Origin of the sequence: Devosia sp. 919, assembly GCF_013185965.1 — a bacterium.
Classification (GTDB): domain Bacteria; phylum Pseudomonadota; class Alphaproteobacteria; order Rhizobiales; family Devosiaceae; genus Devosia.
On sequence record NZ_JABAOL010000001.1, the window covers coordinates 2,946,036 to 2,971,383 of the forward strand.

The 25,348-nt window shown below is 62.6% G+C and carries 32 protein-coding genes; 22 read left to right on the plus strand and 10 right to left on the minus strand.

Annotated elements, in window-relative coordinates; translation table 11 throughout:
- The first annotated feature begins 196 nt into the window (after nt 1-196).
- The 6 genes from HRQ64_RS14315 (at nt 197) to HRQ64_RS14340 (ending at nt 5,559) form a co-directional block, all read left to right on the plus strand.
- Nucleotides 197-976: an SDR family oxidoreductase gene (locus HRQ64_RS14315; protein ID WP_172123796.1), complete on the plus strand. Its 780-nt coding sequence runs from the start codon at nt 197-199 to the stop codon at nt 974-976.
- Nucleotides 973-2,868 carry an excinuclease ABC subunit UvrC gene (gene uvrC / locus HRQ64_RS14320; protein WP_172123798.1) on the plus strand — a complete coding sequence of 632 codons (1,896 nt, stop codon included), beginning with the start codon at nt 973-975 and terminating at the stop codon, nt 2,866-2,868. The genes HRQ64_RS14315 and uvrC overlap by 4 nt, the downstream gene beginning before the upstream one ends.
- A gap of 247 nt (nt 2,869-3,115) precedes the next feature.
- Nucleotides 3,116-4,189 carry a 3-deoxy-7-phosphoheptulonate synthase gene (locus HRQ64_RS14325; RefSeq protein ID WP_172123800.1) on the plus strand — a complete coding sequence of 358 codons (1,074 nt, stop codon included), beginning with the start codon at nt 3,116-3,118 and terminating at the stop codon, nt 4,187-4,189.
- Between the two features lie 98 nt (nt 4,190-4,287).
- Complete coding sequence (gene pgsA / locus HRQ64_RS14330; RefSeq protein ID WP_172123802.1) at nt 4,288-4,854, plus strand: CDP-diacylglycerol--glycerol-3-phosphate 3-phosphatidyltransferase; 567 nt, start codon at nt 4,288-4,290, stop codon at nt 4,852-4,854.
- Nucleotides 4,851-5,102 (plus strand): MoaD/ThiS family protein, encoded by a 252-nt coding sequence (locus tag HRQ64_RS14335; RefSeq protein WP_172123804.1) that lies wholly within the window; start codon nt 4,851-4,853, stop codon nt 5,100-5,102. The genes pgsA and HRQ64_RS14335 overlap by 4 nt, the downstream gene beginning before the upstream one ends.
- Nucleotide 5,103: 1 nt before the next feature.
- Nucleotides 5,104-5,559: a molybdenum cofactor biosynthesis protein MoaE gene (locus HRQ64_RS14340; RefSeq protein WP_172123806.1), complete on the plus strand. Its 456-nt coding sequence runs from the start codon at nt 5,104-5,106 to the stop codon at nt 5,557-5,559.
- 42 nt (nt 5,560-5,601) lie between these two features.
- Here HRQ64_RS14340 and HRQ64_RS14345 read toward each other — a convergent pair whose 3' ends face one another.
- Complete coding sequence (locus HRQ64_RS14345) at nt 5,602-6,492, minus strand: branched-chain amino acid aminotransferase (RefSeq protein ID WP_172123808.1); 891 nt, start codon at nt 6,490-6,492, stop codon at nt 5,602-5,604.
- Nucleotides 6,493-6,713: 221 nt separating this feature from the next.
- On the opposite strand from HRQ64_RS14345, the gene HRQ64_RS14350 reads away from it, so the two are divergent.
- Nucleotides 6,714-7,151: a MarR family transcriptional regulator gene (locus HRQ64_RS14350; RefSeq protein ID WP_172125080.1), complete on the plus strand. Its 438-nt coding sequence runs from the start codon at nt 6,714-6,716 to the stop codon at nt 7,149-7,151.
- Nucleotides 7,152-7,169: 18 nt separating this feature from the next.
- Here the strand turns inward: HRQ64_RS14350 and proC are convergent, their stop codons facing one another.
- The 3 genes from proC to HRQ64_RS14365 all read right to left on the minus strand — a co-directional run bounded on the left by proC (nt 7,170) and on the right by HRQ64_RS14365 (nt 9,040).
- On the minus strand, nt 7,170-7,994 hold the full coding sequence (gene proC, locus HRQ64_RS14355; RefSeq protein WP_172123810.1) for a pyrroline-5-carboxylate reductase: 825 nt from the start codon (nt 7,992-7,994) through the stop codon (nt 7,170-7,172).
- Nucleotides 7,991-8,491 carry a YbjN domain-containing protein gene (locus HRQ64_RS14360; protein ID WP_127753720.1) on the minus strand — a complete coding sequence of 167 codons (501 nt, stop codon included), beginning with the start codon at nt 8,489-8,491 and terminating at the stop codon, nt 7,991-7,993. Before HRQ64_RS14360 ends, proC begins: the two co-directional genes overlap by 4 nt.
- Nucleotides 8,492-8,779: 288 nt before the next feature.
- Complete coding sequence (locus tag HRQ64_RS14365; RefSeq protein ID WP_172123812.1) at nt 8,780-9,040, minus strand: accessory factor UbiK family protein; 261 nt, start codon at nt 9,038-9,040, stop codon at nt 8,780-8,782.
- Nucleotides 9,041-9,129: 89 nt separating this feature from the next.
- Between HRQ64_RS14365 and lgt the strand changes: the two genes are divergently transcribed.
- The 6 genes from lgt to pth all read left to right on the plus strand — a co-directional run bounded on the left by lgt (nt 9,130) and on the right by pth (nt 14,573).
- A complete protein-coding gene (gene lgt / locus HRQ64_RS14370) occupies nt 9,130-9,975 on the plus strand; it encodes a prolipoprotein diacylglyceryl transferase (RefSeq protein ID WP_248307097.1) in 846 nt (281 codons plus the stop codon).
- Nucleotides 9,965-11,047, plus strand: coding sequence for an SAM-dependent methyltransferase (locus HRQ64_RS14375; RefSeq protein ID WP_172123814.1), 1,083 nt, complete (start codon nt 9,965-9,967; stop codon nt 11,045-11,047). The genes lgt and HRQ64_RS14375 overlap by 11 nt, the downstream gene beginning before the upstream one ends.
- Nucleotides 11,044-11,811 carry a peptidoglycan editing factor PgeF gene (pgeF, locus tag HRQ64_RS14380; protein ID WP_172123816.1) on the plus strand — a complete coding sequence of 256 codons (768 nt, stop codon included), beginning with the start codon at nt 11,044-11,046 and terminating at the stop codon, nt 11,809-11,811. Before HRQ64_RS14375 ends, pgeF begins: the two co-directional genes overlap by 4 nt.
- Before the next feature lie 116 nt (nt 11,812-11,927).
- The gene (locus HRQ64_RS14385; RefSeq protein ID WP_127753724.1) at nt 11,928-12,860 is read left to right on the plus strand and encodes a ribose-phosphate pyrophosphokinase; all 933 of its coding nucleotides are present in this window, start codon (nt 11,928-11,930) and stop codon (nt 12,858-12,860) included.
- Between the two features lie 307 nt (nt 12,861-13,167).
- Nucleotides 13,168-13,788, plus strand: coding sequence for a 50S ribosomal protein L25/general stress protein Ctc (locus tag HRQ64_RS14390; protein WP_172123818.1), 621 nt, complete (start codon nt 13,168-13,170; stop codon nt 13,786-13,788).
- Between the two features lie 71 nt (nt 13,789-13,859).
- A complete protein-coding gene (gene pth / locus HRQ64_RS14395) occupies nt 13,860-14,573 on the plus strand; it encodes an aminoacyl-tRNA hydrolase (protein ID WP_127753726.1) in 714 nt (237 codons plus the stop codon).
- A gap of 13 nt (nt 14,574-14,586) precedes the next feature.
- Here pth and HRQ64_RS14400 read toward each other — a convergent pair whose 3' ends face one another.
- Nucleotides 14,587-15,279, minus strand: a complete 693-nt coding sequence (locus tag HRQ64_RS14400; protein ID WP_172123820.1) for an alpha/beta fold hydrolase — start codon at nt 15,277-15,279, stop codon at nt 14,587-14,589.
- Between the two features lie 148 nt (nt 15,280-15,427).
- Between HRQ64_RS14400 and ychF the strand changes: the two genes are divergently transcribed.
- The 7 genes from ychF to HRQ64_RS14435 all read left to right on the plus strand — a co-directional run bounded on the left by ychF (nt 15,428) and on the right by HRQ64_RS14435 (nt 20,175).
- Complete coding sequence (ychF, locus tag HRQ64_RS14405) at nt 15,428-16,525, plus strand: redox-regulated ATPase YchF (RefSeq protein ID WP_172123822.1); 1,098 nt, start codon at nt 15,428-15,430, stop codon at nt 16,523-16,525.
- A 124-nt stretch (nt 16,526-16,649) separates the two neighbouring features.
- Entirely contained in the window at nt 16,650-17,129 is a 480-nt protein-coding gene (locus HRQ64_RS14410) for a MaoC/PaaZ C-terminal domain-containing protein (RefSeq protein ID WP_210258557.1), read from the plus strand.
- On the plus strand, nt 17,126-17,683 hold the full coding sequence (locus HRQ64_RS14415; protein ID WP_172123824.1) for a MaoC/PaaZ C-terminal domain-containing protein: 558 nt from the start codon (nt 17,126-17,128) through the stop codon (nt 17,681-17,683). Before HRQ64_RS14410 ends, HRQ64_RS14415 begins: the two co-directional genes overlap by 4 nt.
- A 31-nt stretch (nt 17,684-17,714) precedes the next feature.
- Nucleotides 17,715-18,059: a hypothetical protein gene (locus tag HRQ64_RS14420; protein ID WP_172123826.1), complete on the plus strand. Its 345-nt coding sequence runs from the start codon at nt 17,715-17,717 to the stop codon at nt 18,057-18,059.
- Nucleotides 18,060-18,204: 145 nt separating this feature from the next.
- The gene (locus HRQ64_RS14425; RefSeq protein ID WP_127753731.1) at nt 18,205-19,224 is read left to right on the plus strand and encodes a TerC family protein; all 1,020 of its coding nucleotides are present in this window, start codon (nt 18,205-18,207) and stop codon (nt 19,222-19,224) included.
- A 92-nt stretch (nt 19,225-19,316) separates the two neighbouring features.
- Nucleotides 19,317-19,709: a VOC family protein gene (locus HRQ64_RS14430; RefSeq protein WP_172123828.1), complete on the plus strand. Its 393-nt coding sequence runs from the start codon at nt 19,317-19,319 to the stop codon at nt 19,707-19,709.
- Nucleotides 19,710-19,776: 67 nt separating this feature from the next.
- Complete coding sequence (locus tag HRQ64_RS14435) at nt 19,777-20,175, plus strand: aldehyde-activating protein (RefSeq protein WP_172123830.1); 399 nt, start codon at nt 19,777-19,779, stop codon at nt 20,173-20,175.
- Here HRQ64_RS14435 and HRQ64_RS14440 read toward each other — a convergent pair whose 3' ends face one another.
- From HRQ64_RS14440 to petA, 5 genes are all read right to left on the minus strand, one after another.
- Nucleotides 20,176-20,709: an adenine phosphoribosyltransferase gene (locus HRQ64_RS14440; RefSeq protein ID WP_172123832.1), complete on the minus strand. Its 534-nt coding sequence runs from the start codon at nt 20,707-20,709 to the stop codon at nt 20,176-20,178.
- Nucleotides 20,710-20,733: 24 nt separating this feature from the next.
- A complete protein-coding gene (locus tag HRQ64_RS14445; protein ID WP_127753735.1) occupies nt 20,734-20,928 on the minus strand; it encodes a hypothetical protein in 195 nt (64 codons plus the stop codon).
- Between the two features lie 139 nt (nt 20,929-21,067).
- Entirely contained in the window at nt 21,068-21,919 is an 852-nt protein-coding gene (locus HRQ64_RS14450; protein WP_127753736.1) for a cytochrome c1, read from the minus strand.
- Between the two features lie 17 nt (nt 21,920-21,936).
- Nucleotides 21,937-23,187, minus strand: a complete 1,251-nt coding sequence (locus HRQ64_RS14455) for a cytochrome b/b6 (protein ID WP_127753737.1) — start codon at nt 23,185-23,187, stop codon at nt 21,937-21,939.
- 14 nt (nt 23,188-23,201) lie between these two features.
- Nucleotides 23,202-23,726 (minus strand): ubiquinol-cytochrome c reductase iron-sulfur subunit, encoded by a 525-nt coding sequence (petA, locus tag HRQ64_RS14460; RefSeq protein ID WP_127753738.1) that lies wholly within the window; start codon nt 23,724-23,726, stop codon nt 23,202-23,204.
- A 204-nt stretch (nt 23,727-23,930) separates the two neighbouring features.
- Between petA and HRQ64_RS14465 the strand changes: the two genes are divergently transcribed.
- Both HRQ64_RS14465 and hemF read left to right on the plus strand, forming a co-directional pair.
- Nucleotides 23,931-24,434, plus strand: a complete 504-nt coding sequence (locus HRQ64_RS14465; RefSeq protein ID WP_248305104.1) for a tRNA (cytidine(34)-2'-O)-methyltransferase — start codon at nt 23,931-23,933, stop codon at nt 24,432-24,434.
- Nucleotides 24,431-25,324 carry an oxygen-dependent coproporphyrinogen oxidase gene (gene hemF, locus HRQ64_RS14470; protein ID WP_172123834.1) on the plus strand — a complete coding sequence of 298 codons (894 nt, stop codon included), beginning with the start codon at nt 24,431-24,433 and terminating at the stop codon, nt 25,322-25,324. The genes HRQ64_RS14465 and hemF overlap by 4 nt, the downstream gene beginning before the upstream one ends.
- Nucleotides 25,325-25,348: the final 24 nt, after the last annotated feature.

The following is a 25,348-nucleotide window of genomic DNA, read 5'->3' on the forward strand; positions in this document are numbered from 1 at the left end:
GCAAGATGGGAGCACCGCCGGCCGGCGCCTTCCGGCGTGAGCCATAGCGCAAGCGGTGAGTGCGCGCCACCGGACACTCGCCTCGCAGCTTTCCTCGCTGGCTTGTAAAATCCTGCCTACGCACCATGTTCTTGTGTGGTTGAAGCAGGCGGCAGAAGCGGCCTATGGTCCCTTCCCGTCCCCTAGCCCAGCACTTATGAAGAATCACTCAGTTTTGCCGCCCTCTCCTCCTGTCGCCCTGGTGACCGGCGCCAGCGATCGCATCGGCGCTGCAATTGCCCGCGTGCTGGTGCAGGCAAACCACAAGGTTGTGGTTCACTATCGCTCGGGCGCACAAAAGGCGGAGCAACTCTGCCGCGAGCTCAACCGCACCGGCTCGGCCATTGCCGTTAAGGCCGATCTGGCCGTGCGCACCGAACGCGCCAACCTTGTTGCAGCCGCAACTGCCGCCTTTGGTCCGCTCACGGTGCTGGTCAACAATGCTTCGGTGTTCGAGCCCGACAGTGCGCGTGACGTAGACGAAGCCCTGTGGGACACCCATTTCGCCCTGCACGCCGAAGCGCCGGTGTTTCTGGCCCGTGACTTTGCCGCGCAACTGCCCGAGGGCACTCGCGGCAACATCGTCAACATCGTCGACGAGCGGGTGCTGCACCCCTCACCTGCCTATTTCAGCTACACCCTGTCCAAGGCCGTACTGTGGACGGCAACCCGCACCCTGGCGCAGACCTTCGCGCCAACTATCCGCGTCAATGCGGTCGGTCCTGGCCCCGTCATGCCTCATGCCGGGCAGAGCGCGGAAGAGTTCGCGCGAGAGATCGCGAACCTGCCGCTGCAGGCGCATGCCGGCGCTCAAGGCATCGCCGATGCCGTACTCACCTTGCTCAACAACCCGTCCATGACCGGCCAGATGCTGTTGCTCGATGGTGGCGAGCATCTCCAATTTCTGCCCCGAAACGCTGCTACGCCCCGAAGATGACCGACGACACCCCAACCGGCGCCCCGCAGGCATGCGGCCCCGAAGTGATCCGTGCCTTTGTGCGCACCCTCCCGGCCGCGCCTGGCGTTTACCGCATGCTCGATTCGAGCGGCGAGGTGATCTATGTCGGCAAGGCGCGCAGCCTCAAGGCACGAGTCTCTAACTATACCCGACCTGAGGCCCTGCCGGTGCGCATCCAGCGCATGGTGGCGGCAACCTGCTCGATGGAGTTCGTGCGCACCGAGACCGAGAGCGAGGCCCTGCTGCTTGAGGCCAACCTCATCAAGCGGCTCAAGCCCCGGTTCAACGTGCTGCTGCGCGACGACAAGAGCTTCCCCTATATCCTCATTGCCACCGACCACGAGGCGCCCGAGCTGATGAAGCACCGCGGCACCCGGCGGCGCCAGGGGCACTATTTCGGCCCCTTTGCTTCGGTGACTGCCGTCAACCGCACCATCGCAAGCCTGCAAAAGGCGTTTCTGCTGCGCAACTGCTCCGACAGCTTTTACGCCGCCCGGACTCGCCCATGCCTCATGCACCAGATCAAGCGCTGCTCGGGGCCATGCACGCGCGAGATCTCCCTAGCCGACTATGGCGAGCTCGTGCACGAGGCCAAGGAGTTCCTCAGCGGCCGCTCGCAAAGCGTCCGCGATCATCTGCAAAAGGACATGAATGAGGCCGCCGAAGCGCTTGATTTCGAACGGGCGGCATTGCTGCGCGATCGCCTCTCGGCTTTGGCGCTGATCCAGTCGCAAGGCGATGCCACCGCCAAGAGCGTCGAGGAAGCCGACGTCTTTGCCATCCACCACGAGGGCGGCCAGTTCTGCGTTCAGGTGTTCTTTTTCCGCGCCTTCCAGAACTGGGGCAATCACGCATTCCGCCCCCGCGCCGACGCCAGCATGTCCGATGCCGAGGTGCTCGAAGCCTTTGTCAGCCAGTTCTACGAGTCACGGACGCCGCCCAAGCTGGTGCTGCTGAGCCACGAGCTCAGCGAACCCCAGCTCATGGAAGAGGCCCTGTCCTCTCGCGCCGACTACCGGGTCCGCGTGCAGACGCCACAGCGCGGCGAAAAACGCGACCTCGTCAATCACGCCCTCAACAATGCCCGCGAGGCACTTGGTCGCCAACTGGCGGAGGGCGCCACCAACCGCACCTTGCTTGAAGGTGTTGGCGAGATCTTTGGCCTCCAGGAAGTGCCGCGCCGCATCGAGGTCTACGACAACTCCCACATCTCGGGCACCAATGCCGTAGGCGCCATGATCGTGGCGGGCGAAGAGGGCTTTTCCAAAAAGCACTACCGTACCTACAACATCCGCTCCACCGACATCACCCCCGGCGACGATTTCGGCATGATGCGCGAAGTTCTCACCCGCCGCTTCAGCCGGCTTGCCGCCGAAAGCCCCGACGACGCGGAGGACGAAGCGACCGGCATGCCCGATTGGCCCGATGTCGTATTCATTGACGGTGGTGCCGGCCAGCTTAATGCGGTGCGCGAGGTCATCGCCAAGCTGAACCTGCCCAAGGACGTGACCTTTATCGGCATTGCCAAGGGCGAGGAGCGCGATGCCGGCCGCGAAAAATTCTTCATGGAAGGCCGGGATGCCTTCATGCTCCCTCACCGCGATCCGGTGCTGTATTATGTGCAGCGCCTGCGCGACGAAGCCCACCGCTTCGCCATCGGTACTCACCGGGCCCGCCGCAAGAAGGACGTGGTCAAGAACCCCCTCGACGAGATCGAGGGTATCGGGCCCACCCGCAAGCGGGCCCTGCTCAATCATTTCGGTTCAGCCAAGGCGGTGGGCCGGGCTTCCTTGCAGGACTTGGCAGCAGTGCCGGGAATCTCCGATCAAATGGCGCAGATGATCTACGACCATTTCAACCGCGTGGAGTGAGAGCTCCGGGATGCAGCCTTAGCCATAAGACTGAGCTCAAGGCCCTCGACTCCTCCCGAAACCCGCGCTAAGCTTTCGGTCATGATCAGCGCCGCCACCTTCTCGTTTTGGTATTTTAGCTATCCGCTCCCGGCGGAGGCTACCGCGCGCTTGCACTGATCCCGACACGATCCAGTCAAACCCGAAGCCAGCCGCCCCCAACAGGCGGCTTTTTTGTTGGCCGCCTTCCCCTACCGAGGACCAACAATTGCTCAAATCAACTGACGACCTGCGCATCACTGCCATCGCCGAGATTGCGACCCCCATCGAGGTGATGCGCCAGCATCCCCGTACCGATGCCGCCACCCGCACCGTGCTGAGCGCCCGCCACCAATTCAGCAACATCCTCAAGGGCAGCGATGACCGCCTCGCCGTTGTCGTTGGCCCCTGCTCCATCCACGATCCTCTGGCCGCCATGGACTACGCGCGCAGGCTGGCGGCGCTGCGGGACCAGCTCGGCGATCGCCTGCAGCTGATCATGCGCGTCTACTTCGAAAAGCCCCGCACCACCGTGGGCTGGAAGGGTCTCATCAACGATCCCAATCTCGATGGCTCCTTCGACATCGATACCGGCCTGCGCACCGCCCGCAACCTTTTGCTCGAGATCAACAATCTCGGGCTCCCGGCGGCGTGCGAATTCCTCGACATGACCACCCCGCAATACATCGCTGACCTTGTGTCCTGGGCGGCCATCGGCGCCCGCACCACCGAGTCGCAGATCCATCGCGAACTCGCCTCTGGCCTGTCCTGCCCAGTAGGGTTCAAGAATGGCACCGATGGCAACACCAAGATCGCCTTCGACGCGGTCAGTTCCGCCCGCGAACCCCACCACTTCCTGGCCGTCACCAAGTCGGGCCGCTCCGCCGTCGCCACCACCACCGGCAATCCGGACTGCCACATCATCCTTCGTGGCGGCAAAGCGCCGAACTATGACGCCGCCAGCGTGGCACTCGCCGCCGACCAGGCCGGCAAGTCCGGCCTGCCGGCGACCATCATGATCGATGCCAGTCACGCCAACTCGTCCAAGAAGCCCGAAAAGCAGCCCGAAGTGCTGCGCGATGTCGGCCTGCAGGTCGCCAGCGGTGATCGCCGCATCATCGGCGTCATGGTCGAATCCAACCTGGTTTCCGGCCGTCAGGACCTCGTGCCCGGCCAGGACCTCGTTTATGGCCAGTCGATCACTGATGGCTGCATAGATTGGGACACGACGGTCGCCGCACTCAGCCATCTGGCCGATGCTGTCACCGCTCGCCGCCACGCGACCAACCAGCAGGTCGCCTGAACCTGCCGCGCTGCGCCCGGGGCCACAGGGCCGCAACTGCATCAACTGGACGCGCCTCGACTCTTGACCGGTCGGGCGCCTTCCTGTCTTGTTCGCCCATGGCCAAGTCCCAGATCACCTCCATCCCGAACCTCATCACCATCGCGCGCATCTTTGCGATCGTGCCGATCGCCTGGCTGGTGATGACCGGCGACCAAAACTTGCGTGCCGTGGCACTGGTGCTATTCATCGTTGCGGCGGCCAGCGACTGGGTGGATGGCTATCTCGCCCGCAAGTGGCAGCAGGTCTCGCCCCTCGGGCGCATGCTCGATCCCATCGCCGACAAGATGCTGGTCGGCATCATGATCGCCGTGCTCGCCTGGGATGGCAGCTTTTCGGGGTGGGACATGATCCCGGTGATCGCCATCCTCTTTCGCGAGTTCTTCATCTCAGGGCTGCGCGAGTTTCTCGGTAATGTGAAGGTCGTCCTCCCCGTTAGCCAGCTCGCCAAGTGGAAAACCACCGTGCAGCTAGTCGCCCTGACCTTGGTGCTGCTGGAGCGTCTCGTGCCTGGCCTTGGCCTGATCAGCGACCTCCTGCTCTGGCTCGCCGGCATCCTGACCCTCTGGACCGGCCTGCAGTATTTCCGCGCCAGCTGGCTGCATCTGTCGGGCGAAGCGCCGTGAAGATCCTTTATTTCGCCTGGCTGCGCGAGCGCCTCAATCGCAGCGAAGACGATGTCACCTTGCCGCCCGAGGTTGAGACCGCGGCCGATGTGCTGGCCTGGCTGGCCCAGCAGGACGAGGCGCTGGCACTCGCTCTTGAAAAACCCGAGCAGTTCAAGGTTTCACGCGACGCTCATATCATCGCCCATGATGCGTCCATTCTCGGTGCCAGCACAGTGGCGATCCTCCCGCCCATGACCGGCGGCTGAAATGTCCGTACGCATCACCGACCAGCCTTTTGATCCCGGCTTGCTCAGCAATGCCTTTTTGGCCGGTGACAATGGCGCTGGAGCCGCGGTGACCTTTACCGGCATTGTCCGCTCCACCCCCGAGCACCCCATCACCGCGCTCATTCTCGAATGCTATCCCGAACTGGCGGAAAACGAGATCAGCGCCATCCTGGAGCGCGCCAAACAGCGCTTCGCCCTCACCGCCGCCTCCGTGCTGCACCGCTATGGCCGCCTCGTGCCGGGCGAGCCGATCATGCAGGTGATGACGCTGGCGCCGCATCGGCAGGCCGCCTTCGATGGCGCTCAATATCTGATGGACTATCTCAAGACCGACGCACCCTTCTGGAAGCAGGAAGAAACACCTGCGGGCACACGCTGGGTCGAAGCCAAGCCGGCCGACGACGCCGCGCGCGAGCGCTGGCTGGCAGACCGGTAACAAAAAGGCCGGGCATGATACCCGGCCTCCAATTCTCACTACTTATTCGGCGGCAGCCCGCTTGGGCTGCACTTCGGCGCCATAAGCGTCGATCAAGGTGCGGCAGCCCTGCCCCGGCGTAAACCGGAACTCGCCGATCTGCGACACGGGCGTCACTTCCGCGGCCGTGCCAGTGAGGAAGCACTCGTCGAACTGGCTCAGCTCCTCGGGCATGATGTGCCGCTCGGTCACGGTGTAGCCATTGCGCTTGGCCAGATCGATCAGGGTCTGGCGGGTGATGCCGTTGAGGAAACAGTCGGGCGTTGGAGTGGTGATTTCCTGGCCCTTGATGAAGAACACATTGGCGCCGGTCGCCTCGGCCACATAGCCGCGATAGTCCAGCATCAGCGCATCGGCATAGCCATTGGCCATCGCCGCGTCCTTGGACAGCGTGCAGATCATGTAGAGACCCGCCGCCTTTGCCGAAGACGGGATGGTCTCGGGCGACGGACGCTTCCACTTGCTCCACTCAAGGCGAATGCCCTTGAGCTTTTCTTCCACCGAAAAATAGCTCGGCCACACCCAGGCAGCGATCGCCAGATGCACAGTGTTGTTACGCGCCGGCACGCTCAGCTCTTCCGAGCCGCGCCAGGCGACGGGACGGACATAGGCGTCGACCAGGCCATTGCGCTCGAGCACGAGGCGCTTGGCTGCCTCGATCTGGTCGGCAGAATAAGGAATGGTGAAGTCCAGCGTCTTGCCGGAGCGGATCAAGCGCTCTGTATGCTCGCGCGACTTGAAGATCTCGCCGCCATAAGCGCGCTCGCCCTCAAATACCGAGCTGGCGTAATGCAAGCCATGGGTCAGGACGTGGATCTTCGCGTCCTTCCACGGCACCATTTCACCATCAAACCAAATCCAGCCATCGCGCTGGTCCATGGGCAAGCCTGCCATGATCCTCTCCAAAATCGTTTATTGATCGGTGCTGCATCCTAGGCAGACCCGCCTGGCCGGGGATCATGCCCGAGGCCCATACCCTTGGCAAACGGCAAAGGCTTTGGGATAAGAATGATCGGCGGTCGATAAGGAAGACAATGTCAGCGCAGCAGAGAAATGTCAACATAGCTGACATAAACTTGGGCGACCAAGGCCCCCCTGATCTGCCCCTCGACATCATGGGCCTGTTCTTCTTCGCCTATCGGGATTTCACCGGCGACGCCGACGCCTTGCTCGAGCGGCAGGGCTTCGGCCGGGCCCATCACCGCGTGCTGTATTTCGTTAATCTCAAGCCCGGCATGCCGGTCGCCGACCTGCTCGATATCCTCAAGATCACCAAGCAAAGCCTTGCCCGCGTGCTGCGCCAGCTGATCGACAATGGCTATATCGAACAGGAAACCGGCCAAACCGATCGCCGCCAGCGCCTGCTCTTTGCCACCGACAAGGGGCGCGAACTGTTCGCCAGCCTCTCGGCGAGCCAAGCCAGCCGCATCGAGGCTGCCATCAGCAGCCTGCCCGCAGAAGCGGGCAATATCGTGCGTCAGTTTCTCGCCGGCATGGTCGAGCCCAATGACCGGCCCGTGCTCGACGGGCTCAAGCTCACCGAAAAACTCTGAGATACGAGAGAGAGCCCTTTAGGTGCGCCCGAGTTCCTCTGAACGCTGCCGCGCCGCCGCAACCGCCCGCCCCACCAGCGGCGTCAACCCGTCCGGCGCCATCAGCACGGCCAAAGCTTCTGCCGTCACGCCCTTGGGCGAGGTCACATTCTCGCGCAACACGCTTGCCGGCGCCGGATCCGCCTCCAGCAGCGCCGCAGCACCGATCACTGTCTGCCGCGCCAGTTGCATCGCGATGGCTAGGGGCAAGCCCTGCTCTTCCCCAGCCACTGCCAAGGCTTCAACCAGGTTGAATACATAGGCAGGACCCGATCCCGACACTGCCGTCAGGGCATCAATATCGCCCTCCCGCTCGAGCCAGACCACCTTGCCCGAAGCGCGCAGCAGCGCATCGACCGAAGCTTTGTCCGCCGCACTGACCTCGGGGCCCGCAACGGCACCGGTGATGCCTTTGCCAACCTGCGCCGGGGTGTTCGGCATGCAGCGAACCACGCGACCAGTTTGCAGGGCTGCCGTCAGCTGCGCCAGCTGGATACCGGCCACTATCGAAAGTACCACCGTATGCGAACCCACCACGGGCAGCAGGCTTTCCATCACGGGACCCACAACCTGCGGCTTGACGGCAAGCACCAGCACATTGGGTTGCAGCCCAACCGCCTCGGCGTTGATCGGCAATTCATAATCCTGCGCCAGCTCCTTTGCGGCTTCGCTCGGCGAAGGATCCACCAGCACCAGATTGTGGGGCGGCAGACCAGCCTCGAGCCACCCGCGCGCGAGGGCCAGGCCCATCTTGCCCGCGCCGATCAGCATCACCGGGCCGATAGTCTGAAGGGCTGCACTCATGCTTCACCAACCGTTTCGAACATCACATGGCTCAGGGCATCGGCAGCGGTTTTGCCGGCCCAGACGACGAACTGGAAAGCCTGATAATACAGATCGCAGGCATCGGTTGCCGAACGCAGCAGCGCCTCGCATTGCTGGGGTGACACCTCGGCGCCCCCGGTCAGAAGGTGCGAATTGCGAAACAGCACCACCCCTTCCCGGTTCCAGCTGTCGAAATGTCCAATCCAGAGCTGCTCATTGATGAGGGCAATCAGCTGCTTGATCTCGTTCCGCCGCCCTTCAGGCACTTTGAGATCGAACGCGCTCGCGACATGGAGCGACTCGAGGTCTTCCATCCAGTTGAAGGAAACGTGATAGTCGCACCACCCGCCACGCACCGAGATCGAGATTTCGTCGGCGTCCTGCCGCTCGAAATTCCAGTCGTTGATCGCCGCGATCTGCTCGATGATATCAACGGGGTGGATGGTACGGTCAGCTTCGACCTGAAAAAGCGACATGGCAGCTTGGTCCTGCAACGATGATCGATGCCACGGCCAAAGGCCGCAGGTTCGGGTACGCAAGGGAACTGGCCGCACGCGGGATTGCCTACGAATCGTTCTTAACGAGAACCCTACACGCCATCGGGGATTCCGGGGACGAGGCGGGGCCTCAGAACGGCAATCTCTTGTGGAAGATTGGTGAGCCCGCATTAAGACGGCGTTAACAACGCCTCTGGCCCGGGCAGAAACAGAAAAGGCGCCGCAAACTGCAGCGCCTCCTCAAGGTTGTTGTTGCGATGAGCCTCGTTAGATCACGATCGGGCCCGTATCGGTCTCCCGCAAGGCCGCGATTTCCTTGCGCAAAGCATCGATCTCTTCGCCCTGCACCTGAACCAGTTCGCGCAGCGCGTCGAAATCTTCGCGCTTGACCAAGTCCATATCCGTCACGAAACGCTGGGCTTGACCGCGAACCACCGTTTCCACTTCCCGGCGCACGCCATCGGCAACACCGGCAGCTTCATTCATCACGCGACCCAGATCGTCGAAAATTCTCTTGCCTTGGCTCATCAGGACACCTGTTGGGTTGGCGCCAGCTGGCGCATTTGCCCCAAATGTAGGGGAGCGCTGCCGACTTGACCAGAGCGGGCGAAGCGGCAATGGTCCACGCGACCTCCATGGAGCGCTCATTGCCCTTTCCCAATATCGATCCCATCGCCTTTGCCATCGGCCCCTTTGCCATTCGCTGGTATGCCCTCGCATACCTGTTTGGCGTCGGCCTCGGCGCCGCCTATGGCTATCTTTTGCTGCGCAATACGCGGCTCTGGCCCAATGGCCGCCCGCCCTTCAAGGCCGAGGAGATCTGGGACTTCGCCTTCTGGACCATGCTCGCCATCGTGGTGGGCGGACGTGTCGGTTACGTCCTCTTCTATAACCTGCCGTTCTACCTGCAAAATCCGTTGCAGGCCTTCAACACGCTTGATGGCGGCATGTCCTATCACGGGGGCATGCTGGGCCTGATGCTCGCCGGCATCCTCTTCACGCGCTCCAAGGGCGGCAACTGGCTGTCTGCGCTCGATCTCCTGGGCGCCGTTGCTACCATCGGCATTATGCTCGGGCGCATCGCCAACTTCATCAATGCCGAACTGTATGGCGCACCGACTACCCTGCCCTGGGGCGTCATCTTTCCCACCGATCCGCTGCAAACCCCGCGCCATCCCAGCCAGCTCTATGAAGCGGCGCTCGAAGGCCTGCTCCTCTTCCTCGTGATCCGCTTCGTCACCCACGTCGCCTATGGCCTGCGTCGCCCTGGCCTTACCGCTGGCATCTTTGCCATTGGCTACTCCCTGGCGCGAATTGCCGTAGAATTCGTGCGCCTTCCCGACGAGCAGATCGGCTATCTCTATGGCGGCTGGCTCACCATGGGCCAGGTGCTGAGCCTGCCGATGCTCATTGGCGGCATCATCCTTGTTATCTATGCCTCGCGAGGCCGCCATGTCCGCTGACAAGCCGAGCCTGTCCGAAGTCATCGCCATGCAGATCCGCGAAACCGGTCCCATGTCGGTCGCGACCTATATGGGCCTGTGCCTCACCCATCCGCGCGAAGGCTATTACAAGGGCGCCGATCCGCTGGGTGCCTCCGGCGATTTCATTACCGCCCCCGAGATCAGCCAGATGTTCGGCGAGCTGATCGGGTTCTTCTTCGTCAATCTCTGGCAGCAACTTGGCCAGCCCAAGAGCTTCACCCTGCTTGAGCTCGGTCCCGGCCGCGGCACACTGATGGCCGATATGCTGCGCGTCGCCTGCCGCGCTGAAGGCTTCCGCGACGCTCTCCAGTTGCGCCTGTTTGAAACCAGTCCCGGCCTCATTGCCGAACAGCACCGCCGGCTCGAGCCCTATGAGCCGCAATGGATCAACAGCTTCGACAAGGTCGCGCCCGGGCCGCTCCTCGTGGTCGCCAACGAGTTCTTTGACGCCATGCCGATCCGGCAATTCGTGCGCACCGAACAGGGCTGGAACGAACGCCTGGTCGGGCTTTCCGAGGATAAGCTGGCCTTTGGCCTGTCACCCACTCCTATTCCCCCCACCACCATGCCCGCGGCCCTCGCCGACGCGCCGCCCAATGCCGTATTCGAGGTCGGCTTTGCCGCCGGCGAGGTGATGTCACGCCTCTCACGCCTCGTGGCAGCGCAAGGCGGCGCCATCCTCGCCATCGACTATGGCTATGGGCGCACCCAAACCGGCGAAACCCTGCAGGGTGTGCGCCGCCATGCCTTTGCCGATGTGCTCGATGCCCCCGGTGAAACCGATCTTTCCGCCCATGTGGATTTCGAAGCCCTGGGCAATGTGGCGCGCAATGCCGGCCTTGCGGTTCAGCCGCTCGCAACGCAGGGCGAATTCCTGTCCCGCCTTGGCATCAACGAGCGCACCCGCGCCCTCAGCGCCGCCAATCCGGGCTCGGCCAAGGACCTGGAAGCGGCCCGCAACCGCCTTGTCGCTCCCGACCAGATGGGTGATCTGTTCAAGGTCTTTTGCGCCGCTAGCCCCGGCCTGCAGCCGCCAGGATTAAGCGCATGAACGTTCCCCACGAACAAAGCCCCGGCCTGATCGCCATTCCCAATGTCCGGCACGCCTTTTTCGGCCGCGAGGGTGGTCTATCGGAAGGGCCGTTCGCCAGCCTCAATCTCTCCGACACCAATGGCGATGACCCCACGGTCGTGGCCGATAACCGCAAGCTGGTGACGGCCGCCTTGGGCTTTGACCCCCACCGCCTGGCTCTGCTCAAGCAGACCCATTCCGCCCGCGTGGTGACGATCACCGGGCCCCATTCCGGCCCCCGGGTCGAGGCTGATGCGATGGTCAGCGCCCGCAACGGCATGGCCTTGGGCATTCTCACCGCCGATTGCACGCCCATCCTGCTCGCCGATCCGGTCGCCGGCGTTGTCGGAGCGGCCCATGCCGGCTGGCGCGGCGCCGCCGACAACATCATCAGCGCCACGCTCAAGGCTATGGCGGAACTCGGGGCCGAGCCAGCCCGGATCATCGCCGCCATCGGCCCCACTATCAGCGGGGCCAATTACGAAGTCGGCGAACAGTTCAAGGCCGATTTCCTTGCCCTTCACCCCGGCAGTGAGCACCGCTTCAGCCAGCCACCCGAAGGCCAGGCGCATTTCGACCTTCCGGGCTTTGTCGCCGATCAACTGGCCGCCGCCGGGGTCAGCACCGTCGATAACGTCGGGGGCTGCACCTATGCCGATCCCGCCCGCTATTTCTCCCATCGCTACGCCACGCATGCCGGCACCACGACGGGCCGGCAGATCGCCATTATCGGTCTTGGATAAATCTTCTTATCTATCCTACGTTAGGAGCGTTGCTAGTCAGGGCTTCAGCCGTTAATGCTCCGCCCGAAACTGATAGCCCCGCCTTCCCCGGGGTCGTTGAGACAGGATCACCCCATATGAAGCTGGTCACCGGCAACTCCAACCGTGCCCTCGCTGAAGCCGTCGCCTCCTATCTGGAACTGCCTTTGACCGACTGCACGGTCAAGCGGTTCGCCGATAAGGAAGTCTATGTCGAGGTGCATGAAAACGTGCGCGGCGAGGATGCCTTCATCCTGCAGTCGACGAGCTTTCCGGCCAACGACAACCTGATGGAATTGCTGATCCTGACCGATGCGCTGCGCCGCTCATCGGCCCGCCGCATCACCGCGGTTCTCCCCTATTTCGGCTATGCCCGCCAGGACCGAAAATCGGCGCCGCGCACGCCCATCTCGGCCAAGCTCGTGGCCAACCTCATTGCTGGCGCCGGCGTCAATCGCGTCATCACGCTTGATCTGCACGCCGCCCAGATCCAGGGCTTTTTCGACATCCCGACCGACAATCTTTATTCGGCGCCGGTGATGACGCGCGATATCGAACAGAACTACGACACCAACAACCTGATGATCGTGTCGCCCGACGTTGGCGGCGTTGCCCGTGCCCGGGCCATTGCCCAGCGCATCGGCGCCGATCTCGCCATTGTCGATAAGCGCCGCCCCCGCGCCGGCGTGTCGGAAGTGATGAACATCATCGGCGATGTGTCCGGCCATTCCTGCCTCTTGATCGACGACATCGTCGATAGCGGCGGCACCCTGGTGAACGCCGCTGAGGCCCTGATCAAGGCCGGTGCCAAGGAAGTCTCCGCCTACATTACCCATGGCGTGCTGTCCGAAGGCGCTTCCGCCCGCATCGCCGGCTCCAAGCTCAAGGAACTGGTGATCACCGATTCCATCGAGCAGACCGAAGCTCAGCGCAATGCCGGCAATATCCGGCGCGTTTCCATTGCCCCTCTCATTGGCGAGGCCATCGCCCGCACCGCCAGCGAACAAAGCGTTTCGAGCCTCTTCGACTGATCCAGTCCCTGCAGACTGCGCCCGCGCCTGCCGGGGGCGCCAATGCTCCACGAGAGCAAAGCTGCCCAAGCCCTTGGGATGACTCGCAGTCGCCCTGCCGAGCCCCTGCTGCGCCAACCCGGCCGGCGCTCCGGCGGTCCGCAAATCCCCGCCAAAACTGATTCGCACGCTGCCGGACGCCGAGCATTCCCTTGCTCCTCCCCCGGCTTTGGGCTATAGCCCGCCCATGAAGCGCTCGTCACCCCTGGAGGACGGGCGCGTATGCTGTTGTAAGGACGCATACACCAACCCCATGAATGGAAATTCCATGGCTGAGACCAAGGTGCTCAAGGCACAGGCGCGTGAGGGAGTGGGCAAGGGGGCCGCTCGTGAACTGCGTCGTCAGGGACTCGTTCCCGCTGTTATCTACGGTGACAAACAACCCCCCGTCACCATTTCGCTCGCCTACAAGGACGCGATGAAGCACATCTATGCCGGCGGCTTTCTGAGCCACGTCATCGATCTGGACGTCGACGGCACCGTCCACCGCGTGATCCCGCGCGACTACCAGCTCGATCCGGTCAAGGACTTCGCCCTGCACGTGGATTTCCTCCGCGTCGGTGCCAATTCCACGGTCAAGGTGGAAGTGCATGTCACTTTCATCAACGAAGAGCAGAGCCCCGGCCTCAAGCGCGGCGGCACCCTCAATGTGGTGCGTCACACCGTTGAAGTGCTGGCTCCCAACGCTTCCATCCCCGAGGAGATCACCGTTGATCTCACCGGCTCGGAAATCGGCGATTCCATCCACATTTCGGCTGTGCAGCTGCCAGCCGGCGTGACCCCGACCATCACCGATCGCGATTTCACCATTGCGACCATCGTTGCTCCTTCGGCGCTCAAGTCGTCTGAAGGCGGCGAGGCTGAGCCCGGCGAAGAAGCCACCGCCTAATCGGCCTGGTGTTCTGTTGCTGAATTTCGAGGCGGCCTCCGGGTCGCCTCGTTTTGTTTCGGGAGTTCCTCATGTACCTGCTGGTCGGCCTCGGCAATCCTGGCAACCAATATGCCGGAAACCGCCACAATATTGGCTTCATGGCCATCGACGCCATCGCTCGGCGCCACAATGCCGGTCCCTGGAAAAGCAAGCATGCCGGCCTGATTTCGGAAGCCACGATCAATGGCGAGCGCGTGTTGCTGCTCAAGCCGCAGACCTTCATGAACAAATCCGGCGACAGCGTGCAGCAGGTCGCCCGCTTCTACAAGATCGACCCCGCCGAGATCATCGTGCTCTATGACGAACTCGACCTCGCCCCCGGCAAGGTGCGGGTCAAGATCGGTGGCGGCAATGGTGGCCATAACGGGCTCCGCTCAATCGACCCGCAAATTGGCCTCAACTACAAGCGCGTTCGCCTCGGCATCGGCCATCCCGGCTCCAAGGACCTGGTCACCCACCATGTGCTCGGCGATTTCAGCAAGGCCGATGCCACCTGGCTCGAGCCCCTGCTCGATGCCATCGCCGCTAATATCGGCATGCTGCTTGCGGGCGACGACAGCGGTTTCATGAACAAGCTCGCCTTGGCCACGAAGAGCGAGGGAGCCGCCTTGGCTGCGCCCAAGCCAGCCGCCAAGGCCCAGTCCCATATCCGCCAGGCTCGCCCCGCCGAGCCACAAGCCAAGCTGCCCGCCACCGGCCCAATGGCCGACATGCTCAAGCGCCTGCTAGGCAACAAGGACTAGGCCGCGCTCCGCTTCAGGCCGTAATCCACCGGATCAGCGCCGCATTGACCGCTTCGGGCTGCTCGATCGTGGAGGCATGTCCGCAATAGGGCACCACCACGAGCTCGGCCCCGGCGATCCCTTCGGCAATTTCACGCGCCCGCTCGGGTGGCGTCAGCGGATCGCTATCCCCCACCAGCACCAGCGTCGGCACCGTGATGGCGCCAAGGCTTGGCCGCGAGTCGATCCGGGCAATGATTGCCTCCTGCTGGCGCACCATGCCCTGGAGGCCAACCGCCAGCGCCATGCGCAGGTTCACGGCCCGCAGCTCCGGATCGTCCTGCCGGTCCGGATGCAGTGTTGCGCCGGTGGCTTCAACCACCACTGCTTCGAACTCGCCGGCCTTGGCCCGCGCCAGCCGTTCCCGCCGTACCGCGGTCTGTTCTGGCGTGTCCGGCCGGGCCGACGTGTCGAGCAGGGCGAGCTTGACCACCCGTTCGGGCGCCTGCCGCATGATCTCAAGGCAGATATAGCCGCCCATCGAGATACCGGCCAAGGCAAAGCGCGGCGGCGCTGCGGCAAGGATTGCCGCCGCCATTTCCGCCATCGTGCTGCCCTCCAGCGTCGACGCGATCGTCACCGGTCCATAAGGCCACAAGGCAGTGGCCTGCGCGGCAAAGATCTCCGCCGAACACAGCAGTCCCGGCACGAGCACGATTGGGGTCATTTCACTTCCTTTGCGCCTTCAATCGGGGGCACGCTACATCCCCCTTCCCGCCCCGGGCAAGGCTGGTTCCCGCTCAGATGGGCACGCCTGCATTGACTTCCCCGCCATTCCGACCCAAGTGGGGACCAACAAATTTCCGGAGTTTCCCATGGGTTTCAAGATGGGCATTGTCGGCCTGCCCAATGTCGGCAAGTCGACCCTTTTCAATGCGCTCACGCGCACCGCCGCGGCTGCCGCCGCCAATTTCCCGTTCTGCACCATCGAGCCCAATGTGGGCGACGTCCCGGTGCCCGATGAACGCCTGCAAAAGCTTGCCGCCATCGGCAAGTCCGTCAACGTCCTGCCCGCGCGCATGAGCTTTGTCGATATTGCCGGCCTCGTGAAGGGTGCCTCCAAGGGCGAAGGCCTGGGCAACCAATTCCTGGCCAATATTCGCGAATGCGATGCCATCGCCTATGTGCTGCGCTGCTTTGAAGACGGCAACATCATCCACGTCGCCAACAAGGTCGACCCGCTCGCCGATGCCGAAGTGGTGGAAACCGAGCTGATGCTGGCCGATCTCGAAAGCCTCGAAAAGCGCCGTGCCGGCGTTGAGAAAAAGGCCAAGGGCAATGACAAGGAAGCCAAGACCACGCTCGATCTGATCGACCGCGCGCTGGTGCTGCTGCGCGAGGGCAAGTCGGCCCGTTTCGTCGAGCGTTCCCCCGAGGAAGAAAAAGCCTTTCAGGAACTGCAGCTCCTCACCTCCAAGCCCGTGCTCTATGTGTGCAATGTGGACGAAGGCTCGGCTGAAAGCGGCAACGCCATGAGCAAGGCCGTCGAGGATTACGCCCACGCCAATGGCGCCGGCGTCGTCATCATCTCGGCCGAGATCGAAAGCCAGCTGGCCCAGCTGCCCGACGAGGAACAGGCCGAATATTTGGAGTCACTCGGCCTGCACGAGCCCGGCCTCAACCGGCTCATCCGCGAGGCCTATGATCTTTTGGGCCTGCAGACCTATTTCACCGTCGGCCCCAAGGAAACGCGCGCCTGGACCATCCACAAGGGCGACAAGGCCCCTGCGGCCGCCGGTGTCATCCACTCCGATTTTGAACGCGGCTTCATCCGCGCCCAGACCATTGGCTACGAAGACTTCGTCACACTGGGCGGCGAAGTTCCCGCCAAGGAAGCCGGCAAGGCGCGCGACGAAGGCAAGGAATATGTGGTCAAGGACGGCGACGTGATGCTGTTCAAGTTCAACACCTGACCTCGTCTGAACGGCACCGGATCTGGCGAGCACCACTCGCCCGTCCGCCTGCCCTCCCCCTCGCATCCATCTTGCCCGCCATGCCTGAAGCGTGCACAACCGCCTTGACGTAAGGGGCAACTGCATGACCGAACCGGTAATTACCTCTCCCCGCTTCTGGGAGGATCTGCAGCTCGGCGAAGTGATCGAGCTTGGTCGCACCACCGTAACGCGGGACATGATCACGAACTTTGCGCGTGAGTTCGACCCCTTCCCGTTTCACCTCGACGAAAGCGCAGCCCAAGCCTCGCTGCTTGGCGGCCTGGCCGCCAGCGGCTGGCAGACTGGCGCGCTATGCCTGCGCATGCTGGGCGATAGCTTCCTTGCCACCACCAACTCCGCGGGAATCGCCAGCGTTCGGGATCTGAAGTGGAAAAATCCGGTCATGGTTGGTGACGATATCGGCGGCACCGCCACCATTGCGGAATTGACGAGGCTGCCAGGCCAGCCCGAACTCGGCATCGTGGCTCTGGACTTTGATGTGGGCAATCAGAAGCGCCAGCCGGTGCTGCAGATGCGCCTGTCGCTGCGCGTCGCCACCCGCGCCTTTGGAGTATCGGCATGACGCGCTGGTATGAAGACATCGTCATCGATGAAGCCTTCGATCTGGGCACGCACACTTTCGAGGCCGATGACATCATCCGCTTCGCCAGCCTCTACGATCCGCAGCCCGTGCACGCCGATCCGCGCGCGGCCGGGGCAAGTTACCTCAAGGGCCTCGTGGCCAGCGGCTGGCACGTCGCGAGCGTTGGTCATCGCAAAATGGTCGACACCCTCTTTGCCGAGGAAGAGCGCCTGCGGGCCCTCGGGCAGGAGCCTGGAGTGTCCGGCCCCTCCCCCGGCGTCAACAGCATGGATTTCCCCACGCCAGTCCGGCCCGACGATGTGGTCAGCTTTCAGCTTGTCGTCACCGGCAAGCGCCCCTCCAATTCCCTGCCGGGTTGGGGCTTGCTGTTCAACCGGCTGACCGGCACCAATCAGCACGGCGATCTTGTTTATAGCGCCGAACTGGTCGCGTTCTCGAAATTGCGCGATTACCGGATGCCCTGGTGGCAAAAACTGTTGCAGGCACTCACCAACCTCCCGCTCATCGGCCCGCTCATCGCCCGACGCAGTTGAACAGCGCACCGAGGCGATTCACACTAACGCCATGCGCCGAATCACCCTTGCCTCCGCCTTCATCGCCCTGCTCGTTCTGCCCGCTTCAGCGCAAAGCTTTGAGGGCAACTGGAGCTGCCGCGACGAGACCGGCGGCAAGGCGGGCATTCTGACCATCTATGGTGCGGTCTATGGCTTTGCTTCCACAGCCCTTGCGGATGCAGCTTCGGGAACCGGCAGCATCACCGGCTACCAGGACGGGGTGGGCTTCAACGACGGAGGCCTCAAGTCGGCGCGCGGCATTCAGGCCGGCCGAGTCGTGCCCGACCATACCCGTGGCACTGTGATCCAGCTCGAAACAAACGACGCCGTCGTCATGCTCTGCTCTCCCCGCTGAATTAACTTGGCGGCATCCTGCCGCACCGGGTTGAACTTTTCGCCGCATTTGCGCATTCTTGCTGTGCGGCGCCGGGCCCCTCTGGTCATAGTTCACTATGGCGATGTCGGAGCTGCTCCAATGTTCACATGGAGATGGTCCGGCGATGGAATCGCTTCTTGCCGCCCTTTCGGGCGATTTTTTGGGTACCCCCGTTTATTTTTGGGCCGCGTTTATCACGGTCGTTATCGCATTGCTGGTGTTCGACCTTGGCATTCTGCACAAAGACGAACACGAAATTTCTGCGCGCGAAAGCCTGACGCTTTACGGCTTCTACGTCGCTATCGCGCTCGCCTTTGGCGGCTGGGTCTGGTGGGCCCGCGGCGCCGAAGCCGGGCTTGAATTCTATACGGGCTATTTGATCGAGCAGAGCCTGGCGATGGACAACATGTTCGTCATCGCCACGATCTTCGGTTTTCTTGGCATTCCCCGCCTCTACCAGCACCGCGTGCTGTTCTGGGGCATTCTGGGCGTGATCGCCTTCCGCGCCATTCTGATCGGCCTTGGCGCTGCTTTGGTGCACTCCTTCAGTTGGATTCTGTTCGGCTTCGGCGCCTTCCTGATCTTCACCGGCTTCCGGATGTTCAAGCATCAGGATGAAACGCCCGACATCGAGCACAACCCGATATTTCGCTTCCTGCGCAAGCACTTCCGCATCACCGACCGCCTGCATGGCCGTGCCTTCACCGTGCGTGAGCCAGACCCCAAGACGGGTAAGGTAGTGATGTTCCTGACCCCGCTGGCCGTGGCGCTGATCATGGTGGAAGCGGTCGACCTGATCTTTGCCGTGGACTCCGTGCCCGCCGTCTTTGCCGTGACCCAGGACACCTTTATCGTCTACACCTCCAACATCTTCGCCATCCTTGGCCTGCGCGCGCTCTACTTCGCCCTGGCCGCTGCCATGAACCGGTTCCGCTACCTGCAGACGGCCCTGGCGATTGTGCTGGTGCTGGTGGGTATCAAGATCTTCCTCGTCCCCCTCGAGATCAAGATCGACACCCTGCTCTCGCTAGTCGTGACCGTTGGTATCCTGGCCGGTGGCGTGCTCTTCTCCTTGTGGAAGACCCGCAACGAGCCCGATATCAGCGCTGAAGAGGCCCCCAAAACCGGTCAGCTGGAGCCCTAACCGGCCCCGCCTGACGCCCCTTGGAGCACCCCTGCCTAGTCTTGCCGCAATTCCTTTCTAAGGAATGCGGGAATTGGAACAGGAGATCGGGCATGGGTGCCATCCACGAGATCGTCTTTGACTGCGAACAGCCAACCGAGCTCGCCCAGTTCTGGGTCAATCTGCTGGACGGCTACACACTGCGCCAACAAGACGAGGCGGAACTTGCCCGCCTCGCCGCCCTGGGTCTGGCTCCCGATGCCGGCCAGATGGTTATGCTCGACGGCCCCGGACCCAGCATCTGCTTTCAGAACATCGACGGCCGCCGGCCCGACAACAACCGCGTTCACTTCGATATCGTCGCCTCAGATCGCCCCAGCGAAGTGGACAAGCTGACCCAGGCCGGCGCTGAGATTGTGCGCGTGCTACCCACTTGCACCATTCTGCGCGACCCCGAGGGCAACCAGTTCTGCCTCCTCGACAACCGGCAATCCATCGCGGCCTGAGACCTGCTGACAGGCTCTGTCATCCCTTGCTGGCAGGTTGCTCCCACAACCCTCAGGGAGAACCACCATGACACTTGTTGCAACCTGCCACTGCGGCTCCACCCGGATCGAGATGCTGCAAGCCCCCACCGAAGCCCATGAGTGCAATTGCACCTTGTGCAATCGCGTGGGCGCCGTCTGGGCCAGCTTTGCCCCTGAAGAGGTTCGCATCACCGCGACTAACGATCAGGTCTACTCGGCCAGCGAAGGGGTGAACCTGCATCATTTCTGTGCCAAGTGCGGCGGCAACACGCACAGCGACTGCCCGGACTGGGGCTCACTCTACAACCTTGACGGCACGCTCAAGCCCGGCATGACCGACGCCATCCCTGCCAACCGGATCATCACCGTCAACTTGCGCATGATCCCCGACTTCGACCCGAGCTCCCTGCCCGTTTCCCAGGTGGATGGCCGCAATAACTGGTAGTCAGTGGCCGCTGAACGCCATCAGCGAATAAATCTCGACCTGCTCGTGACGCAGCTTTTCGGCGCCGCCAAGGTCGGGCAGGTCGATGGCAAAGGCCGCATGGTCGCAGATGGCACCCGTGCGCCGCAGCAGCCCCACAGCCGCCAAGGCCGTCCCACCGGTGGCGATCAAGTCGTCCACCAGCAGCACCTTGTGCACGTCGGTCAGCACGTCGGCGTGGATCTCGATCGTGTCGACCCCATATTCCAGCACATAGTTCTGGCCGATGGTCTGGCCCGGCAGCTTGCCGCGCTTTCGAATCGGCACGAAACCCACGCCGAGCGCGATCGCCACCCCTGCCCCGAATATAAAGCCGCGCGCCTCTATTCCCGCCACATGGGTAATGCCGAGGTCGCGATGGGCCGCAGCAATACGCTCGATGCTTTCTCTGAACCCTTCGGGGTGCTCGATCAGCGTTGTGATATCGCGGAACAGGATCCCCTTCTTGGGGTAGTCCGGAATGGTGCGAACCAGCGATTGCAGGTCAAGCGGCATGAAACACTCGCAATATTGGGAAGCTTAGCGCAGCCGGCGCCGAACGATCATCCGTGCCACCACTCCGGCCTGGTAGGCGGCACCTCGGGTAACGGTCACGGCTGCATCGCGCGCCTTGGGATTGTTGGCCACCGCCCGCATGCCCGCCCGCACCACGGGATGGCGGCTGGCGGCCACGGCTGCACTCACCACGGTAACGGCAATGCGGATCGCGGACATGACGGCTCCTCGGCGAAGATTCGAGACCCATAATGCGGTCTCGCGCGAGAATAACAAGGGGATAGGCCCGAACTGGGGCATGGCGTGAAAAAAGGGTCCCGTAGGACCCTTCAACTCAACGCAGTTCGGCGGCGAGCACTCAGTGCTCGACGCTCTTCCAGATGCGGTTCTTGGTGAACCACAGCAGGCCCGCGAACACGAACAGGAACAGCAGAACCACAAAGCCGGTCTGCTTGCGCGCCACAAGGCCAGGTTCGGCCAGCCACATCATGAACGCACTCACATCCTGCGAGTACTGCTCGACTGTCTGTGGAACAGTCTGGCCGTCTTCACCGGGTTCATAGGTGATCTGGTCGTCCGCCAGGGGCGGTGCCATGCCGATGGCGTGCCCTGGGAAGTACTCGTTGTAGTACTTGCCTTCCGGTAGCTCGAAGCCTTCAGGTGGTTCGACATAGCCGTTGAGCAGCGCGTGGATATAATCCGGGCCGCCTTCAGCGTAACCGGTAAAGTAGTTGAAGATCCAGGTGGGGAACGGATCGCTGACGCCACGTGCCTTGGCCAGAACGGAGAAGTCCGGCGGCACGGAGCCGCCGTTGGCATCGCGAGCTTCCTGATCGGAGGCAAAAGGCGCCGGCCACCGGTCTGCTGGTACGGCCGGCCGAACGCCGCCCTCGGCTGCCGGATCGGCAACCTCATATTCGGCCGCCAGCGCCTTGACCTGTTCTTCCGAGAAGTGCGGGCCACCGGGCTCGGCCAGATTGCGGAAAGCAAGCAGATTGGCGCTGTGGCAGTTGGCACAAACTTCCCGGAACACCTGGAAGCCGCGCTGCAGCTGGTTCTGGTCATAGGTGCCGAAAATGCCGGCGAAGCTCCAGTCCTGCCGCTCGATATGCGGAGTGGCGTGGGTATCGGCTTCCTGGGCGACAGTCGGGACTGCGATCAGAGCGGCCGACACTGCTGCGGCGGAGATGAGTGTCTTGATATTGAACATTGACCTGATCCCAACCGTCACGGCAGTGCCTTGCCCAGTACGCTTTCCGAGATGCTGGTCGGCAAGGGCCGGGGCTTCTCGAACATCGGCAGGAAGGGCAACACAACAAGGAAGTAGAAGAAGTAGTAGAACGTCGTGATCTTGGCGAGCACCACATAGATGCCTTCAGCCGGCGCCGCGCCCAGATAGGCCAGAGCCAGGAAGTTGATGATGAACAGCCAGTAGAACCACTTGAACAGCGGGCGGAAGGTGCCCGAGCGAACCGGCGACCGATCGAGCCACGGCACGAACAGCAGGATCACGATGGAGCCGGCAAAGAAGATGACGCCGCCAAGACGCGAGTCGATGAACAGGATGTTGAAGTCGATGGCGCGCAGGATCGCGTAGAAGGGCAGGAAGTACCATTCGGGAACGATATGCGCCGGCGTCACCTGGCTGTTGGCCATGACATAGTTGTCGGGGTGGCCAAGGATATCGGGAATGAAGAACACGAACCACGCGAAAGGAATGGCGAAGACCACGACCGCGAACAGGTCCTTCATCGTGTAGTACGGATGGAAAGGCACGGTATCGCGGCTCGACTTCACATCGACCCCGGTCGGGTTGTTGTTGCCCGGCACGTGCAGCGCCCAGATGTGGAGCGCAACGAGTGCTGCGACCACGAATGGCAGCAGGTAATGCAAGGAGAAGAAGCGGTTCAGCGTCGGATTGTCGACAGCAAAGCCGCCACGCAGCAGCTCCAGGATCGGGTTACCGACAATCGGAATCGCGGCAAAGATATTGGTGATAACGGTAGCAGCCCAGAAGCTCATCTGGCCCCATGGCAGCACATAGCCCATGAAGGCCGTTGCCATCACCATGATGAAGATCAGCACGCCGATGATGTACAGGATCTCGCGCGGAGCCTTGTAGGACCCGAAATACAGGTTGCGGCCCATATGGATGTAGAGGGCGGCAAAGAACATCGAGGCGCCTACGGCGTGGGTGGCCTGGATGATGCGCCCGCCATTCACGTCACGGCGGATATGCTCAACCGAGTTGAATGCCATGGCGATGTTTGGGGTGTAGTGCATCGCCAGAATGATGCCGGTGACGATTTGCACCACCAGCATGATCGCCAGAATGGCCCCAAAGGTCCAGAAATAGTTGAGATTCTTGGGCGTCGGAAAGTCCATCAGGTGCTCTTTGGCAAACCTGACAACGGGCAACCGCTCGTCGAGCCACTTTTCTACGCCGGTACCCGGCTGGTAAGTTGAATGTTCTGACATCGGCGAAGCCCCCACTAACCGATCTGGACCAGCGTATCGCTGACGAAATTATAAGGCGGCAGCACCAGGTTCTTTGGTGCGGGACCTTTGCGAATACGTCCGGCCGTATCGTAGTGCGAGCCATGGCACGGGCAGAACCAGCCATCGAAGTCGCCGGACTGACCCACCGGCACGCAACCGAGATGGGTGCAGTTCGCGATCATGATCAGCCACTGCTCGTGGCCTTCCTGGGTGCGCTGCTCGTCCGTCTCGGGATCCTTGAGGTCTGCCAGCGGCACAGCGCGGGCTTCCTCGATCTCGGCCGGAGTGCGATGACGCACAAACACCGGCAGGCCGCGCCACATGATGGTGACCGCCTGGCCTTCTTCGATGCCGGTAAGGTTGAATTCGATGCTGGCCAGCGCCAACGTAGACGCATCCGGGTTCAGCTGATTGATCAGCGGCCAGGCCACGGCAGCGGCGCCTACAGCCCCTACGGCCCCGGTTGCCACAAACAGGAAATCCCGTCGCGTGGATGAATGTTCAGCTTGCGTAGCCAAGGTCACGATCCCCGTACAATACACTTCGACGCGGCCGGCAAGCGCAGCCAGCTCCCACCTACGCAGAATCGGCCGCCGTCCGCCCTCAAGCGGCCCGTCAGGTGCGCTCTTTTTGCACTGTCCCCGGCGCTTGTCCAGAGCGCGCGGGAATGAACGAGGCTGGCTGCGACACTATACCCGGCGCCTTTCGCCAGCTATTGGACTATGCCTGCGCGCTCCCTTGCCACGATCAAGCTCATGCCGGTCGATCTCGCCCTTTATCAACCCGATATCGCCAACAACACCGGCACCCTGATCCGGCTCTGCGCCTGCGTGGGCACGACCATCCACATCATCCATCCCACCGGCTTCCCCTTTTCACCAAAGAACCTGGCCCGTGCGGGGCTCGACTATGTGGATCGCGCCAGCGTAGTGGAGCATACCGGGTTCAGCCAGTTCGATGCCTGGCGGCAATCGGCCGGGCGCCGCTTGGTGCTGCTTACGACCAAGGCCACGACTTCCGCCTATGCTGCGAGCTACCAAGAGAACGACATTCTGCTGATGGGCCGCGAAAGCGCTGGCGTACCTGATGCGGTCGCCGAAATCGCGGATCTCAAGATTCGCATTCCGATGCAGCCCGGTTTGCGCTCGATCAATGTCGCCGTCGCGGCAGCGCTTATTCTGGGGGAAGCCAAACGACAAACTGACGGGTGGACGAGCCTGCAATGACGGTACATATCCCAAGCATGAATATCCCAGACGATATCGAGACCAAGAAAACCCGCGCCACCACCTGGTTCCGGCAGCTGCGGGATCGCATTTGCGCCGAGTTCGAGGCCATCGAGCGCAAACATCAAGGCAGCCATGCTCACCTGCCCGCCGGTCAGTTCGAGCGCTCGCCCTGGGATCGCGCGGCAGGCGGGGGCGGCGAAATGTCGATGCTCCATGGCCGCGTGTTCGAAAAGGCTGGCGTGCATATCTCGACCGTGCACGGCAATTTCTCGGGGGATTTTGCCAAGCAGATCCCCGGCACCGAGGAAGGCGCGAGCTTTTGGAGCTCGGGCATTTCCCTCATCGTGCACCCCTGGAGCCCTCATGTTCCGGCCGTGCATATGAACACGCGCATGATCGTAACCGGCAAGCAGTGGTTCGGCGGCGGTGCTGACCTCACCCCGGTGCTCGACCGCCGGCGCACCCAGACCGATCCGGACAGCGTTGATTTCCACGCCGCCATGCGCGCTGCCTGCGAAAATCGGCCGGGCGTCGACTATGCCAGACTCAAGCAATGGTGCGACGAGTACTTCTTCCTGCCCCACCGCAATGAACATCGTGGCGTCGGCGGCATCTTCTATGACCACCACAATACCGGTGACTGGGAAGCCGACTTCGCCTTCACCCAAGCCGTGGGCGAGGCCTTCCTCGACATCTACCCCCGTCTGGTGCGCCGCAATTTCGAACAGGCCTGGACCGAAGCCGACCGCCATGAGCAGCTGGTGCGTCGCGGCCGCTATGTCGAGTTCAACCTGCTTTACGACCGCGGCACTACCTTCGGCCTCAAGACCGGCGGCAATGTGAATTCGATTCTATCGTCCATGCCGCCCGAAGTGCGCTTCCCCTGACCCATCTGGACTGCTGCAGGCGCT

Excerpts from the sequence above, each read along its gene's own strand:
- uvrC (WP_172123798.1), top strand. The coding sequence starts at position 973 with ATGACCGACGACACCCCAACCGGCGCCCCGCAGGCATGCGGCCCCGAA.
- pth (WP_127753726.1), top strand. The coding sequence starts at position 13,860 with ATGTACCTGCTGGTCGGCCTCGGCAATCCTGGCAACCAATATGCCGGA.
- HRQ64_RS14375 (WP_172123814.1), top strand. The coding sequence starts at position 9,965 with ATGTCCGCTGACAAGCCGAGCCTGTCCGAAGTCATCGCCATGCAGATC.
- HRQ64_RS14400 (WP_172123820.1), bottom strand. The coding sequence starts at position 15,279 with ATGACCCCAATCGTGCTCGTGCCGGGACTGCTGTGTTCGGCGGAGATC.
- HRQ64_RS14435 (WP_172123830.1), top strand. The coding sequence starts at position 19,777 with ATGACACTTGTTGCAACCTGCCACTGCGGCTCCACCCGGATCGAGATG.
- pgeF (WP_172123816.1), top strand. The coding sequence starts at position 11,044 with ATGAACGTTCCCCACGAACAAAGCCCCGGCCTGATCGCCATTCCCAAT.
- HRQ64_RS14445 (WP_127753735.1), bottom strand. The coding sequence starts at position 20,928 with ATGTCCGCGATCCGCATTGCCGTTACCGTGGTGAGTGCAGCCGTGGCC.
- HRQ64_RS14425 (WP_127753731.1), top strand. The coding sequence starts at position 18,205 with ATGGAATCGCTTCTTGCCGCCCTTTCGGGCGATTTTTTGGGTACCCCC.
- ychF (WP_172123822.1), top strand. The coding sequence starts at position 15,428 with ATGGGTTTCAAGATGGGCATTGTCGGCCTGCCCAATGTCGGCAAGTCG.
- HRQ64_RS14455 (WP_127753737.1), bottom strand. The coding sequence starts at position 23,187 with ATGTCAGAACATTCAACTTACCAGCCGGGTACCGGCGTAGAAAAGTGG.
- pgsA (WP_172123802.1), top strand. The coding sequence starts at position 4,288 with ATGGCCAAGTCCCAGATCACCTCCATCCCGAACCTCATCACCATCGCG.
- HRQ64_RS14450 (WP_127753736.1), bottom strand. The coding sequence starts at position 21,919 with ATGTTCAATATCAAGACACTCATCTCCGCCGCAGCAGTGTCGGCCGCT.
- HRQ64_RS14440 (WP_172123832.1), bottom strand. The coding sequence starts at position 20,709 with ATGCCGCTTGACCTGCAATCGCTGGTTCGCACCATTCCGGACTACCCC.
- HRQ64_RS14350 (WP_172125080.1), top strand. The coding sequence starts at position 6,714 with ATGGGCCTGTTCTTCTTCGCCTATCGGGATTTCACCGGCGACGCCGAC.
- HRQ64_RS14345 (WP_172123808.1), bottom strand. The coding sequence starts at position 6,492 with ATGGCAGGCTTGCCCATGGACCAGCGCGATGGCTGGATTTGGTTTGAT.
- HRQ64_RS14360 (WP_127753720.1), bottom strand. The coding sequence starts at position 8,491 with ATGTCGCTTTTTCAGGTCGAAGCTGACCGTACCATCCACCCCGTTGAT.
- HRQ64_RS14415 (WP_172123824.1), top strand. The coding sequence starts at position 17,126 with ATGACGCGCTGGTATGAAGACATCGTCATCGATGAAGCCTTCGATCTG.
- HRQ64_RS14430 (WP_172123828.1), top strand. The coding sequence starts at position 19,317 with ATGGGTGCCATCCACGAGATCGTCTTTGACTGCGAACAGCCAACCGAG.
- HRQ64_RS14340 (WP_172123806.1), top strand. The coding sequence starts at position 5,104 with ATGTCCGTACGCATCACCGACCAGCCTTTTGATCCCGGCTTGCTCAGC.
- HRQ64_RS14385 (WP_127753724.1), top strand. The coding sequence starts at position 11,928 with ATGAAGCTGGTCACCGGCAACTCCAACCGTGCCCTCGCTGAAGCCGTC.
- hemF (WP_172123834.1), top strand. The coding sequence starts at position 24,431 with ATGACGGTACATATCCCAAGCATGAATATCCCAGACGATATCGAGACC.
- HRQ64_RS14410 (WP_210258557.1), top strand. The coding sequence starts at position 16,650 with ATGACCGAACCGGTAATTACCTCTCCCCGCTTCTGGGAGGATCTGCAG.
- HRQ64_RS14315 (WP_172123796.1), top strand. The coding sequence starts at position 197 with ATGAAGAATCACTCAGTTTTGCCGCCCTCTCCTCCTGTCGCCCTGGTG.
- lgt (WP_248307097.1), top strand. The coding sequence starts at position 9,130 with ATGGTCCACGCGACCTCCATGGAGCGCTCATTGCCCTTTCCCAATATC.
- HRQ64_RS14365 (WP_172123812.1), bottom strand. The coding sequence starts at position 9,040 with ATGAGCCAAGGCAAGAGAATTTTCGACGATCTGGGTCGCGTGATGAAT.
- HRQ64_RS14390 (WP_172123818.1), top strand. The coding sequence starts at position 13,168 with ATGGCTGAGACCAAGGTGCTCAAGGCACAGGCGCGTGAGGGAGTGGGC.
- HRQ64_RS14465 (WP_248305104.1), top strand. The coding sequence starts at position 23,931 with ATGCCTGCGCGCTCCCTTGCCACGATCAAGCTCATGCCGGTCGATCTC.
- HRQ64_RS14420 (WP_172123826.1), top strand. The coding sequence starts at position 17,715 with ATGCGCCGAATCACCCTTGCCTCCGCCTTCATCGCCCTGCTCGTTCTG.
- proC (WP_172123810.1), bottom strand. The coding sequence starts at position 7,994 with ATGAGTGCAGCCCTTCAGACTATCGGCCCGGTGATGCTGATCGGCGCG.